The sequence below is a fragment of the Paenibacillus baimaensis genome, from assembly GCF_025567575.1.
The window spans coordinates 125110-138332 of the sequence record NZ_JAOQIO010000077.1; the positions used below are offsets into that span (position 1 = coordinate 125110).

The window sequence follows — 13223 nt, forward strand, 5'->3', positions numbered from 1 at the left end:
TAGCACGCCACAGGAGGATAACAGGATGCAGCAGGAAACGATCCGGGAGCGAATCATGCAAGAGCTTGAGACGGTTGACGTTGTGGACACTCATACCCATCTGGTTGGAGATCGGCTGAATGCTGTGGATTTCTGGCAGATCGCCCATTACTTCTGGTTATTCCGTGAGCTGCAGGCAGCCGGTTATCCGGCGCATGCCGAGCAGCTGCCGGTTCGTGAGCGAATCCAGGCATTTCTTAGCGCTCACCATGCTTCCAGACATACGATGATGAACGTGGCGCTGTCGCGGATTTTCCAGGATTTATATGGAATCGAGCTGAAGGATGAAGCGTCCGTTCTGGCAGCAGATGAAGCTGTCAAGCAATCTGCAGTACAGGCAGACTGGGCACAGAAGGTAGCGGACCGCCTGAGCGTTCGTGAGTATGTAGTCAATGTACCTGAGCATGCTCCTTTTGAGGGGATGAGGCGGAATGCAATTCTGATTCCGCGAATCGATGGGAAGATTTTCGGATGGGTTACTGAGATCATAGAAAGCTCAAATCCGCTTCAGGCGTTCGAGAAGCTGCGTGAAACCGTTGACGCCTTGTTGGGCGGCTACAGCAAGCAGGGCTGTCCGGGCATTATGACCACACTTCCGCGATATGAGGCTGCGGCTAACCAGTTGTATGACTTATCTGCATCGGGATTGGTGCGTGATCAGGTTTTGATGAATGTGCTTCATCTGATCTGCGAGGCTGCACAGCGTCATGAGCTGTTCGTACAGTTCTTTCTCGGTGTCGAACGCTCCTGGTGCGGGGAACCGCTGCCTGCGAACGACCCGGAGCGCATCTTGAAGCTTAGTGGTTTGTTTGAGCGGTACAGCTGTCCGTTCGAGTTAGTGGTCGCCTCGGAAATCAACAATCTCGATGTGGTGCAGGCGGCATGGAATTTCCCTAATGTTCATGTCGGCGGACATTGGTGGTATAACTTCCGGGCATCCACCTACAAGCAGTCCATGCAGTACAGGCTGGAGGCACTGCCGGCACTGAAATCTTCACTGATCGCATCTGATTCAAGGTGCATTGAATGGACGTACGGGAAAATTTGGCTGGTCAAGCGTGTACTCAGTGAATTTTTGGCTGAACGTGTGGCCTCTGGTTGGCTGGACCATGCTCAGGCGATTGAAGTCGCCCGCGACTGGCTGTATGAGAGTGCAGCGCGCAGATACCGTGTGCAATCGCTGAATAGTAAAGGTTAAAACTCCTTGTGTGACCTTATGGGTACGACCCAATCGAATAAGCGCGTTCCTGTAAAGGAAGGCTTTGCCAAAGTCCTTGTTTTGCTGCTTGATTGCAGCGAAACAGGGATTTTTGTTTTGTGTAAGTGAAGAGTAATTTCACTTTTGTCAGGACGATGATTGAAAGGCTGTATCCGCATACATTCAAATAATGAGAGTTTACATGCATAAACCAATATTTACATGTTAGATAAGCTAACTTACACTGAAGTAGCAAATACGAAATGGAGGGATTGCAATGGGAGAAATGAAGTGGAGTCATTTTTTTACAGAGCAAGACAAACGGCATGATGAGCTTTGGGGCAAGCAGACGTTGAACGGTTTCGGGGAAAAGCCGGTTTTACTATTGATTGACATGTACTATAGTGTCGTTGGTCTGGAGCGCGAGGAAATCTTTGAATCGATGAAAACATGGCCGATGAGTACAGGCCTTGAAGGCTGGGCTGCGATTGACAAGACGGCGATTCTGCTGGCGGCTGCCCGTAAGAATGGAATTCCTGTCATTCATATTAAAGGGATGAACAGCGGCATCAATCATTGGACCAAAAGCAGTAAAAAACGCAAGCTTCAGGTGACCATGTCGGAGGAAATGATGGAGAAGGGCCGGCAAATTGTGGAGGAGGTCAAGCCGATCGCAGGTGAGATCGTGATTGAAAAAGCCGCTGCCAGCGCATTTCACGGAACCCCGCTGTTGTTCCAATTGATCAGCCTGAACGCAGATACGGTTATATGCGCAGGGGAAACGACAAGCGGCTGTGTGCGGGCATCGGTTGTGGATGGAGCGACCTATCGCTTCCAGATGGGTGTTGTTGAAGAATGCGTCTATGACCGCACGCAGTCCTCGCATTACATGAATCTGTATGATATGCATCAAAAATACGCCGACGTGGTGGAAATGAACTATGCCATCGAGTATTTCGATGCCATTGGTGCCGCCAAAAAAGTCAAGGTAGAAGCTTAAACCTGCACGGTTACACGAAAGGGGAATCGCATATGGCTTACGCTTTTGAGGATCATTGCTGGAAGGATGCTGTTGATCCGGACATACTCGAGATTTATAAGGCATACGAGCGTGAAACCTTTGTTGGTCGCAAACCGGCGCTGCTCGCCATTGATCTATACAACAGCGCCTATCAAGGAGGCGCCAAGCCACCAATTGAGCTGCAGGCTGAGTTTCCGAGCTCCTGCGGTATCTATGCCTGGGAAGCGATCGAGCCTACTGTAAGTTTGTTTACGGCGGTTCGTGCCATGGGTATGCCGGTGATCTATTTAACCTCGGATGAATTGACGCGGCGCAGAGGTGTGAAGGTAGCTGCTACCAACCGCAAGGGGGGCGCCAAAACCTCGGATGCGTTCGAGATTTTCCATGAATTTGCCCCGCAGCCGGAAGATCTGCTGATTTACAAAACCCGTGCCAGCGCATTTCAGGGTACGCCCTTGACCTCGTATCTGACGATGATGGGTGTGGACAGCCTGATTGTCGTGGGTGAGTCAACAAGCGGTTGTGTCCGGGCCAGTGTGGTCGATGCGTATTCGCATGGCTACCATACGGTGGTGGTTGAAGAGTGTGTGTATGACCGCAGCCCTCTGTCACATAAAATCAGCCTGTTTGATCTCCATCACAAATATGCCGATGTCATGCATATCGATGAAGTGCTGGAACATTTGGCCAAGCGGCTGATAGCCCAGACGATATAAGCCGAGTTGAAGATACGGTTAAGAACTGGGATTCAAGTTAAAGATCAGTAAAATAATACAAGTTTTGTATGGGTATGGAGTCTGGTTAGGCAGGGACAGATGTGGGTTACAGCGGCATGGCTGACTGTGCGTACGGATAGTGCCTCGGCGATGTTAGCTGCAGCATAATTCTAAACATGCATGTGAGGTCGGGGAGTGATTGAGAGTGAATACGGCAGGGAGCGGGTAGTCGGTGGATATACAGGATTACACATCGCCGAGTGGGTCAGGTTATTCCGTGTTGTTCTTACATCGACATGCCATTCAAGATGGGTTGTTCCTTGTTTAAATGGGAATTGATTTGTGACTCGAAGTGGCGGGTAAACAGCTGATCCAAACTATGGGTTTCATCCTTCAGATGAGCAATGAATACTTGACTTGGTGAAAAAGGGTTGCGTTCAATTTTTACTTGAACCAGCTCTTTTTTTGCGAGCTCATTTCGCATGTACAAGCTGCCGGACAAGTGGACGCCTGCATTTTGTTTAATAAAGTGTTTGATCAGCCCCAGATTATTCGTCTCAATCTTGGTAATGTAATTCAGCTGGATCTGGTTGAGTGTCGTATCGAGCAGATCTCTGTATTGCGTATCCTTTTGATAGGTGATGAAGGTTTCCCTTAATATCTCCTCGATATCCACTTTCTTCCGTTTGGCGAAAGGGTGCGCTGGAGAAACGATTAAATCCGTGGGTTCGCTGTACACGGATCGATATACAATCCCGCGGTCATTGCTGGTGTAACGGGTAATAGCTAATTGAATTTCACGCTGCTTCAGAAATCGAACCAACGTAGGTGAGGCGTAGCACTGCACCTTCAGGGCAACCTTCGGATACTCCGCCATGAACGTGTCGAGTACTTCAGGCATCACGCAGCTGGCGAACGAATTGTTGCAGCCTATGGTCAATTTGCCTGCCGAGCCTTGCTCTACACTGGCTACTGCATTCCGGCCTTCCTGCAAGGAGCCCAGAATGTGCCTGGCATAAGGCAGAAAGGCTTTGCCCTCCTCGGTCAATCGAACCCTGCCTTTACCGCGAATGAGTAAAGATTTACCCAGCTCTTTCTCTAATTGGGTGATGCGATGAGATATGGTGGGCTGCGGCAAATACATCTGATTAGCAGTCTCCTGAAAGCTGCCGATCTGGTAAACCTGTAAAAACGTTGTGATTTGCTCCAGATTCATATAAAATCCCCCATCCATCAAATTAATAAAATGTAAGGTTTCATAACTTATTATATAAGATTTACTAACATAAATGCAATAAATGAATTCGTTTGCATTCATTTAACTAATATTTTCATTCAACAATGCTAATTTACGATTGTATTAATTGGTTTTATGATAAGTGTATGTAATAAATGAAGATTTACATGTTAAATAAATGTTAGTAAATCTAACATAAATTAATTTAAAATTTCAAGGAGGAATGGAAGATGACTTCGAGAGGCTGGGAACGGTTTTTATCAGAACGGGACAAAGAGCATGATCAACGGCGTGGTAAACAGGAGCTTGCAGGATTTGGCGAGAAACCGGCTTTGGTATTAATTGATATGTATTATAGTGTGCTTGGTCTGGAACGCCAGGAAATCTTCGAATCCATGAAAACCTGGCCTGGCAGTACCGGGCTGGAAGGCTGGGAAGCCGTTGATCGTACTGCCGAGCTGTTAGCCGTTGCCCGGGACAATCAAATTCCCGTCTTTCATGTAAAAGGCATGGATAATCTGATCAAGCCGTGGATTCATCGCAAGCGCCAGCCGTCGGCCATGTCCTCTGAAATGAAAAAGAAAGGCATGGAAATCGTGGATGAAGTCAAGCCCATTCCTGGAGAGGTTGTTATAGAGAAATCAGCGCCAAGCTGTTTTCAGGGAACACCCCTGAGCTTTCAATTAGTCAGTCTGGGTATTGATACGGTTATCGTCTGCGGTGAAACAACGAGCGGCTGCATTCGTGCTTCGGTTGTGGATGGAGCTACACAAAGATTCAAGATGGGGGTCGTCGAAGAAGGCGTATTTGACCGTACGGAAGCTTCTCACTGGATGAACCTGTACGATATGCATCAGAAATATGCCGATGTGGTTGGTGTGGAATATGCCAAGCAATACTTCCAAAAGATCGGCGCAGCGAAGCCTGTCCTATCTATAACAATTTCAGGGAGGTAATGAACATGTACGGTTGGGAGAAATTTATGAGTGAGCGCGACAAGCAGCATGATCTGTTATGGGGCAAAAAGGAGCTGTACGGCTTTGGCAAAAGGCCCGCACTGCTGTTGATCGACATTTACTACAGCGTGCTTGGCTTGAAGCGCGAGCCGATTTTTGAATCCATGGAGACATGGTCGTCGAGTACCGGACTTGAGGGCTGGGCCGCCGTCGACAAAACTGCTGAGCTGCTGGAGGTAGCAAGAAGCAACCAAATTCCCGTTATCCATGTAAAGGGACTGCAATCCGGAATCAACAGCTGGAGTCGGAATACCCGCATGCGGGTTCCGCTTAGTGATGAACTGCGCCAAAAGGGCTCGGAAATCGTGGATGAGGTCAAGCCGGTTTATGGCGAGCTGGTTATTGAAAAAGCCTCACCGAGCGCTTTCCCTGGAACGCCGCTCTTGTTCCATCTGAACAGTCTGGGTATCGATACTTTGATATGCTGCGGTGAAACGACAAGCGGCTGTGTACGGGCGACTACTGTGGATGGGGCTACCCATCGTTTTCATATGGGAGTTGTAGCGGATTGTGTGTTTGACCGCACGGAAGCCTCTCATTATATGAACCTGTATGATCTGCATCAAAAATATGCGGATGTCGTCGATTTGGCAGCTGCCAAACAATATTTTCAGGAAATTGGAGCGATCAGCAAAATAGGCGTCAGGGCTTAAAACAGCAGAGCGCAGGTACGGCTGGAGGTGTGGTGAATCCGTAGCAGGTTGCGGGTGCGCTGCACTTCCGGAGATCGTCAAATAGCGATGAGGGGGACGAGGGGAATGCACAGTAAAAAATGGCATCTGCTTATAATCGTCATGTTGTTCTTGCTTGTGAGTGCTGCCTGTTCTACTAATGAGAGCTCGACGGCCCCTTCAACAGGGAATGCAACCGGGGCTGCAGCTGCAAAGAATGACCATAAGACGCTGAAGATCAGATTCTATGATGATCCCGCGGGCTTTGATCCCGCTACCGTATTTCGAATCGAAAATGAGAATATCGTCTTTAATATCTTTAGCGGTCTGACAACCTATGATTCGGCAACTGGTGCGATCATTCCCGATTTGGCGGAGTCCTGGCAAACGTCGGATAACAAAACATGGACATTTAAATTGCGCAAAGGCGTTCAATGGCAGGGTGGTTACGGTGAATTCACCTCCAAGGATGTGCTGTACACCTATAACCGCAATATCGATAAAAAAACCGCTTCTCCATACGCTACCGATTTGGCCAACATCGAATCGATGGAAGCGCCTGATGATTATTCAGTGAAGGTCGTACTCAAGCAGCCGGATGGCAACTTTCTGCATGTCGTTGCAAACTACCATCAAGGCCAAATCGTGAAGAAGGAAGCGATTGAGGCTGCAGGAGCTCAGGTGAAATTCAAGCCTGTAGGCACAGGACCGTATGCGTTGGAAAGTGTGGATGTCAACTCTGAGATCGTGCTTGTGCGGCATCCGCAATACTATAAGGGCCCTGCCCCGATTGAGAAGCTCATCTTTTCGATTATTAAAGATGAGGCGACCTCAACGATAGCACTGCAAAATGGTGAAATCGACCTTATTATGCGAGCCAATAAGGAAGAAAATCTCGATACGCTGAGCAAAGCCGGCTTCAAAATGAACAATGTCAAAAACTATGCCAACAGTCTGCGGATTTTTAATATGACCAATCCGATTCTGGCCGATGTAAGAGTCCGACAGGCGCTTGCCTATGCTGTTGATTTCAATGCGATTGCCAAAGCGGTCAATCCCCAACTGCAAGCAGGAACGAGCAGTATTTTGATGGACTGGATGGATGGCTACACGGACAAAGCGCCGAAGTATGAATACAATCCGGAGAAAGCGAAAAAGCTGCTGGTGGAAGCGGGTTATCCGAACGGCTTCAAGATGACACAGACGAATACGTCGGCAACCGGGATTACAGATACGCTGCAGCTAGAGCAGGAATATTTGAAAAAAGTGGGTGTTACCCTGGAATTCGTCCTGGTGGATACGCCGACTTATAACAAAGTGAGAAATGATGGAGACTTTATGACTGCAGGACGTTTGCTGCCCGCCGTCAATCCGGATATGATCCTGTTCAGCTACCTGCATCCGAACAATAAATCGCCCGGCGGCTTGAATGGCGCACGTTATGATAATCCGGTGCTGACCGAGAAGCTGGAAGCGGCGCGTGCCGAGGTTGATAAGGACAAACGGAAGAAGCTGTATGAAGAGGTGCAGGTTATTGCGATGACGGATCTGCCTTATATGCCGACCTTCGGAAGCAATGTATTTTGGCCAAGCAAGACGAATGTGGATGGTGTTGTCATCAATAAGCTGGCACAGGTTGACTTCTATGGTGTCGATATCAAATAGGTACACAAGGCTGTAGTAAGGTCAGTGAAAAAGTGAATCCGGGAGGTGACCGCCAGTGCTGGTATATTCCTTTAAACGAGTCGTGCAACTGATCGTTACGATGCTCGGAGTGGTGACACTGGTATTCTTCGCTTTACGGCTTATACCGGGTGATGCGGCATCGGCAATGGCAGGAGAAAATGTGTCGGCAGCCGCTCTGGAGCGACTAAGAGAAGAGATGGGGCTGAATCAGCCCCTCTGGCTGCAGTATTTCAGTTACATGAAAAACCTGCTGATGCTCGATTTTGGAAATACGGTGACGACCAATCTGCCGATTACGGGCATGATCATGACGGCGCTGCCGATTACGATGCTGATAGCGTCGATTACGATTTTGATGGCGGTGTGTATTTCCATCCCGCTCGGTACGCTTGCTGCCTATATGGCCCACAAGGGAAAGAAGGCGCTGGATAACATGATTACATGGGCAGCGATGATTGTCGATCTGATGCCGGCGTTCTGGACGGCACTGCTGCTGCTGTTGATTCTGTCCCTGGGCTTGGGCTTATTCCCGGCAAGCGGCAGAGTGACGCTGGATAATCCGGAGATGCTGATGAAGCGCATTGCGATTCCGATTATTGTGCTATCGATTACACAGGTCGCTACGCTTGCGCGTATTACGCGAACTGCCGTGCTTGAAGTCTTGAATGAAGATTATGTGCGTACAGCCCGCTCATTAGGCATATCCGAGATTGTCGTTGTATTCCGTCATGCACTCCGCAATGCAGCGCTGCCCATTGTCACGGTCATTGGACTCAGCTTCGGTAATTTGCTGAACGGCACAGTCATCGTCGAATTTATTTTTACAATTCCGGGTATCGGCACACTGCTGGTTAACGGAATCAACAGCCGGGACTATCCGCTGGTGCAGACCTTGATTCTGTTCTATGCATTCCTGTTTGTGGCGATCAATTTCCTGACGGATCTGGTTTACAAAAAGATCGATCCGCGCGTTCAATTCTAAAAACTCAGCTGACACTTACGAAGTCAGTTTTGTTCCACAAAACCGAGCTGATGCTTACGAAGTTAGTTTTGTTCCACAAAACTTTGAAGAGGTGAAGAATATGAACAATCAAGAAGCACTTGGTACCGGCAGAGGGAAGCTAGGCCCGTTTTCTTGGGGGACTATTCGGATTCCTGGGTTGCATTTTTTGATAGCCAACCAGAAGGCCCGTTGGGCGCTGCTGATTTTGATTCCTATTTTACTGCTGACCCTGCTGGCACCTGTACTGCCCTTCCCCAATCCATTGGTTACCGATGTGAAGTCGAGTATGCAGTCGCCTTCCTGGGATCATCCATTCGGAACGGACAAATTAGGCCGTGATGTATTCAGCCGGACGCTGTCGGGCATTAAGGTTTCCCTGTCGGTTGGACTCAGTGTAGCTGTAATTGCACTTGTATTTGGAGTTGTGTTGGGCACGATTGCCGGGTTTTACGGAAAAATGGTCGATCGTACGATGATGTCCATCGTTGATATTTTTCTTGCCTTTCCTTCATTGCTGCTGGCGATTGGTCTTGTCTCCATTATGGGAGCGGGCTTCATCCCGGTTGTCATTGCCATTTCACTTGCTGATGTGCCGCGTTTTATCAGACTGCAGCGCTCTCTGGTGCTGACGCTGAAATCGAGAACGTATATCGATGCGGCCCGAACCGTGAAAGCCTCCCAACTGTGGCTGATGACCAAGCATATTATTCCTAATACGATTTCCTCGCTGCTTGTTGCTGCCAGTATAGCTGCTGCCAATGCCATTCTCGTTGAGGCCAGTCTCAGCTTTCTTGGCCTGGGGATTATGCCGCCGGAGCCGTCACTGGGCAATATTATTAAAGAGGGGCAAACCTATCTGCAAATCGGCTGGTGGATTTCAACCCTGCCAGGCGTCGTTATTTTGCTGATTGCGATCAGCCTGCATTTTATGTCGGACGGTATTCGTGAAGTGCTTGACCCTCGTTCGAGAAAATAAGCTGCAGACAGGAGGAAATTCATATGGAAACCGACTATCTTTTAGATTCCGATCCGCTGCTGCGGGTTCGGGATTTACACACCCATTTTGAGACGGAGAGTGCCACTGTCCGGGCGGTCAATGGCGTATCCTTTGATATTCAGCGTGGTGAACGTCTGGCTATAGTAGGCGAGAGCGGGTCAGGGAAAAGCGCGATGGCGATGTCACTGATTCAATTGATTGCTTATCCCGGTCGTATCGTGTCAGGAAGCGTACAGCTTGAAAATAAGGAATTGGTGGGTATGCCAGAAAAGGAGCTCAACCGGCTTCGCGGCAAAGAGGTGGGAACGGTTTTTCAGGACCCGATGTCCTCGCTTGACCCCGTGATGCGCATATCTGACCAGATGATCACGCCGATTCGTATGCACTTGAAGCTGGGTCCCAAGGAAGCACGCCTCTTGGCCATTGATTGGCTGAGCCGCGTTGGTATTCCCGATGCCGAGAAACGAATCGATGCCTATCCGTTTGAAATGAGCGGCGGGATGAGGCAGCGGATTATGATTGCCATGGCGTTATCGTGCAACGCGAAGCTGATTGTTGCCGACGAGCCGACGACTGCCCTTGATGTAACGATACAGGCGCAGATCGTACAACTGCTGAAGGAGCTGACGGAAACGACAGGAACAGCCATGATGTTCATCACCCATGATCTGGGGCTGGTCGCCCGCTTTGCCCAAAAGGTTGCAGTCATGTACGCCGGGAAAATCGTTGAATACGGTACGGTTCATGAGCTGTTCGCGCATCCGAAGCATCCCTATACGCAAAGCCTGCTGATGACCATTCCCAAGATAAGCGGTGAAAAAAGCGGTCGTCTGCTTCATATTGGCGGGTTCCCGCATGATATGAAAAATCAGATCATCGGCTGCTCGTACAAGGAGCGCTGTTCGGCGGCTGCGAGCCGGTGCCATATGGAGGCTCCTCCGCTACAGGAGCGCGGGGGCACACAAGCCTCTGCCTGCTGGCTGGAGCATGGACTGCAAACCGAGGGTCTGGATAAGATCGTATCATTGGATAAACACAATAAACCGCAAACGGCTGCTGTTTCAATGAATTATACAAAGACAGCTGCAGGTGAAGCGGATGGCCATGTGCTTGTTATTAAAGATCTTCATAAGCATTTCAAGCGTGATTCGCTGCTACCCTGGCGCAAGGCTCCCGAGATCAAAGCTGTTAATGGCATTAATATTACGCTTCAGCGCGGTGAAACCATAGGTATTGTTGGTGAAAGCGGCTGCGGCAAAAGCACGACGGCTCGCATGCTGCTCGGTCTTGATGAACCGACATCGGGAAGCATTGAGGTGAGCGGCAATATTCAGATTGTGTTTCAGGACCCATATTCCTCATTTAATCCCAAAATGAAAATAGGCGATATTATCGCCGAGCCGCTAAATGTGCAAGGAATAGGCACGAAGGAAGAAAGGCGCTTCAAAGTCCGTGAGCTTATCGCGAAGGTCGGCCTGGAGGCTTCTTATCTGGACCGTTATCCAAGCCAGCTAAGCGGCGGTCAGCGGCAGCGGATCGGTGTGGCGCGGGCCTTGGCGTTGAATCCGAGCGTCGTTGTTGCTGACGAGCCCACCTCTGCACTGGATGTATCCGTAAGAGCGCAGATTATTAATCTGCTCTGCGATTTAAAGGAGGAGATGGGTCTGAGCTTTGTGTTCATCTCCCATGATCTATCCACCGTACGCTACATTTCGGATAAGATTGCTGTGATGTATCTAGGTGAAATCGTTGAGTATGGACCTGCCGAGAGGGTATTTACCAATCCGATGCATCCCTATACGAAAGCTCTGCTTGCAGCCGTTCCCGTCCCTGATCCCGTGATTGAATCCCAGCGAGATATCCAGCTGGTGTCCGGAGAGCTGCCCAGCCCAGCCAATCCGCCCCTCGGCTGTGCCTTTCATTCCCGTTGTCCGCTGGTCACAGAGCACTGCGTCAGCCACAAGCCGGTACTAGAGGATTATCAGACGACTCGACAGGTAGCTTGTCATGCCGTCTCTTGACCTGTACCGCAAGGTTGGCATATATGGCGGGGGGTTGTTTTTTGCAATCACGGGAATGGCGCAGCCATTCTTTACCCTGTATGCCCAAGAGGTCGGTGCTTCTACCTCTGCCATTGGCTTCATGGTTACGCTGCGTTCCCTGCTGCCGATTTTTATCGCCATGCCGGTCGGGCAATTAATCGATTCGATCGGCTCAATGAAAATGCTGAAGTGGGGAAGCATACTGCTGATTCTTTCCTTGTTTACGACGTATTATGGCAATGGACTCTGGATGCTGTCGATTTCGCAATTTTTTATGGGGGCCTGTATTGTTATTATGGCTTCGGCTCTACAGGTGCTTGTATCGGATGGAGACAAAAACCAGCGCAACGAAAATATTAATAAATATTCGATGTGGATGTCAGGAGGCGGGATGCTCGGTCCGCTTATAGGCGGGGGTATAGTTTCACTGTTTGCCACGGAATTGATTGGCTACAAGATATCCTTTCTGATAGCGGGCTTTGCATCCATTCTGTTTCTTGCGTTTATCCTGATCATTTCGCGGGGTTATCCGCATCCCGATCCGAATCTGGCAGAGATTAAGCCGAGGGATATTATCAGAGTTCAAGGAATTGTGGACAGCTATACGAGCGGCTGGCATTTGACCAAAATTCGTGCGGTGCAGTTCGGGTTAATCGGCACCTTTCTGATTATGTATATCCAAGCTCTGTATATGAGCTTTATGCCTTTGTATTTAAAAGAACTCGGTTACTCGACCTTCCTGATCTCGATAGTGCTGGCGATTCGTGGCTTGGCCGGCATGCTTTCCCGCTATGCACTGAACTGGATCATGAAGCGGACCCATCTGGAGCGGATTTTGTTAATCGCCGGTATGATTGCGTCTGTATGTGTGTTATTGACGCCGCTCGCCGGTCTTCATATTGCCGGCATTGTGGCTCTGATGCTGATCATGGGCGCTGCCGTGGGGATTAACCTGCCTGTAAGCATTATGATTGTCGTCAATGACACAAGAGATGCCGACCGCGGGAAGCTTATGGGGTTAAGGCTGCTGACGAACCGTTTCTCGCAAATCATCAGCCCGGCGATGTTTGGTATTCTCGGTCAAACGCTCGGTTTGTCATTCGCGTTTCTGACTGGCGGGATTTTCCTGGTTGCGATGATGTTCGGATTCTCGGTGTACACGAGCGCCAAATGGAATTTAAAAACAACAGGTCGCGAGGCAGGCGGCAGTAAGCCGGAGGCGGCGCCAGGCAACCAGGCCTCATAGCCCAGCAGCAGTCTCCGTCAGCAGTGCCCCGAGGACAAAAACCGAAAAACGCCTTGCGGTACCGCCGGGCAGCTCAAAACCATTGTATGCTCATTATGGAGCGACAATGGTTTTTTTGCTGTCTCACCCAGCCGGCTGGATGCGAGAAGAAAATCTTGGTTTCTGCATGAGAATGTCCTAGACCCTTGCCCAGACTGGGCTCGCAGCCAAGGTGTGCGATATTTGGACACCCTTAGAAATTTGAATCATGAGCGTATTTGTGCGAAAAGTGGTTCGTGGAATGCCGTTATCGGTGCTTTTCAAGGCGTTCAGCCGCTCTCATAATAGGGATTACGGAAGCGGCCGCCGGTT

At 49.5% G+C, this 13223-nt stretch carries 11 protein-coding genes; 10 read left to right on the forward strand and 1 reads right to left on the reverse strand.

Going from position 1 to position 13223, the window contains the following annotated elements; translation table 11 throughout:
* The first annotated feature begins 25 nt into the window (after nucleotides 1-25).
* The 3 genes from OB236_RS18395 to OB236_RS18405 all read left to right on the forward strand — a co-directional run bounded on the left by OB236_RS18395 (nucleotide 26) and on the right by OB236_RS18405 (nucleotide 2974).
* Nucleotides 26-1237, forward strand: a complete 1212-nt coding sequence (locus OB236_RS18395) for a glucuronate isomerase (RefSeq protein WP_262685318.1) — start codon at nucleotides 26-28, stop codon at nucleotides 1235-1237.
* A 277-nt stretch (nucleotides 1238-1514) separates the two neighbouring features.
* Entirely contained in the window at nucleotides 1515-2237 is a 723-nt protein-coding gene (locus tag OB236_RS18400) for an isochorismatase family protein (RefSeq protein WP_076233978.1), read from the forward strand.
* Between the two features lie 32 nt (nucleotides 2238-2269).
* On the forward strand, nucleotides 2270-2974 hold the full coding sequence (locus tag OB236_RS18405; RefSeq protein ID WP_262685319.1) for an isochorismatase family protein: 705 nt from the start codon (nucleotides 2270-2272) through the stop codon (nucleotides 2972-2974).
* A gap of 286 nt (nucleotides 2975-3260) precedes the next feature.
* Here OB236_RS18405 and OB236_RS18410 read toward each other — a convergent pair whose 3' ends face one another.
* Entirely contained in the window at nucleotides 3261-4190 is a 930-nt protein-coding gene (locus OB236_RS18410; protein ID WP_076233976.1) for a LysR family transcriptional regulator, read from the reverse strand.
* A gap of 251 nt (nucleotides 4191-4441) precedes the next feature.
* Between OB236_RS18410 and OB236_RS18415 the strand changes: the two genes are divergently transcribed.
* The 7 genes from OB236_RS18415 to OB236_RS18445 all read left to right on the forward strand — a co-directional run bounded on the left by OB236_RS18415 (nucleotide 4442) and on the right by OB236_RS18445 (nucleotide 12872).
* Nucleotides 4442-5167 carry an isochorismatase family protein gene (locus tag OB236_RS18415; RefSeq protein WP_076233975.1) on the forward strand — a complete coding sequence of 242 codons (726 nt, stop codon included), beginning with the start codon at nucleotides 4442-4444 and terminating at the stop codon, nucleotides 5165-5167.
* 5 nt (nucleotides 5168-5172) lie between these two features.
* Nucleotides 5173-5880: an isochorismatase family protein gene (locus OB236_RS18420; RefSeq protein ID WP_262685320.1), complete on the forward strand. Its 708-nt coding sequence runs from the start codon at nucleotides 5173-5175 to the stop codon at nucleotides 5878-5880.
* A 105-nt stretch (nucleotides 5881-5985) separates the two neighbouring features.
* On the forward strand, nucleotides 5986-7563 hold the full coding sequence (locus tag OB236_RS18425) for an ABC transporter substrate-binding protein (RefSeq protein ID WP_262685321.1): 1578 nt from the start codon (nucleotides 5986-5988) through the stop codon (nucleotides 7561-7563).
* 55 nt (nucleotides 7564-7618) lie between these two features.
* On the forward strand, nucleotides 7619-8566 hold the full coding sequence (locus tag OB236_RS18430; RefSeq protein ID WP_083689515.1) for an ABC transporter permease: 948 nt from the start codon (nucleotides 7619-7621) through the stop codon (nucleotides 8564-8566).
* Between the two features lie 100 nt (nucleotides 8567-8666).
* The gene (locus OB236_RS18435; RefSeq protein ID WP_083689514.1) at nucleotides 8667-9563 is read left to right on the forward strand and encodes an ABC transporter permease; all 897 of its coding nucleotides are present in this window, start codon (nucleotides 8667-8669) and stop codon (nucleotides 9561-9563) included.
* 23 nt (nucleotides 9564-9586) lie between these two features.
* Nucleotides 9587-11605: an ABC transporter ATP-binding protein gene (locus OB236_RS18440; RefSeq protein ID WP_262685322.1), complete on the forward strand. Its 2019-nt coding sequence runs from the start codon at nucleotides 9587-9589 to the stop codon at nucleotides 11603-11605.
* Complete coding sequence (locus OB236_RS18445) at nucleotides 11592-12872, forward strand: MFS transporter (RefSeq protein ID WP_262685323.1); 1281 nt, start codon at nucleotides 11592-11594, stop codon at nucleotides 12870-12872. Before OB236_RS18440 ends, OB236_RS18445 begins: the two co-directional genes overlap by 14 nt.
* The last annotated feature ends 351 nt before the right edge of the window (nucleotides 12873-13223 follow it).

Bases quoted from the DNA above. Each gene is read 5' to 3' on its own strand.
- OB236_RS18425 (WP_262685321.1), top strand. From the start codon at position 5,986: ATGCACAGTAAAAAATGGCATCTGCTTATAATCGTCATGTTGTTCTTG.
- OB236_RS18435 (WP_083689514.1), top strand. From the start codon at position 8,667: ATGAACAATCAAGAAGCACTTGGTACCGGCAGAGGGAAGCTAGGCCCG.
- OB236_RS18395 (WP_262685318.1), top strand. From the start codon at position 26: ATGCAGCAGGAAACGATCCGGGAGCGAATCATGCAAGAGCTTGAGACG.
- OB236_RS18415 (WP_076233975.1), top strand. From the start codon at position 4,442: ATGACTTCGAGAGGCTGGGAACGGTTTTTATCAGAACGGGACAAAGAG.
- OB236_RS18405 (WP_262685319.1), top strand. From the start codon at position 2,270: ATGGCTTACGCTTTTGAGGATCATTGCTGGAAGGATGCTGTTGATCCG.
- OB236_RS18445 (WP_262685323.1), top strand. From the start codon at position 11,592: ATGCCGTCTCTTGACCTGTACCGCAAGGTTGGCATATATGGCGGGGGG.
- OB236_RS18410 (WP_076233976.1), bottom strand. From the start codon at position 4,190: ATGAATCTGGAGCAAATCACAACGTTTTTACAGGTTTACCAGATCGGC.
- OB236_RS18400 (WP_076233978.1), top strand. From the start codon at position 1,515: ATGGGAGAAATGAAGTGGAGTCATTTTTTTACAGAGCAAGACAAACGG.
- OB236_RS18420 (WP_262685320.1), top strand. From the start codon at position 5,173: ATGTACGGTTGGGAGAAATTTATGAGTGAGCGCGACAAGCAGCATGAT.
- OB236_RS18440 (WP_262685322.1), top strand. From the start codon at position 9,587: ATGGAAACCGACTATCTTTTAGATTCCGATCCGCTGCTGCGGGTTCGG.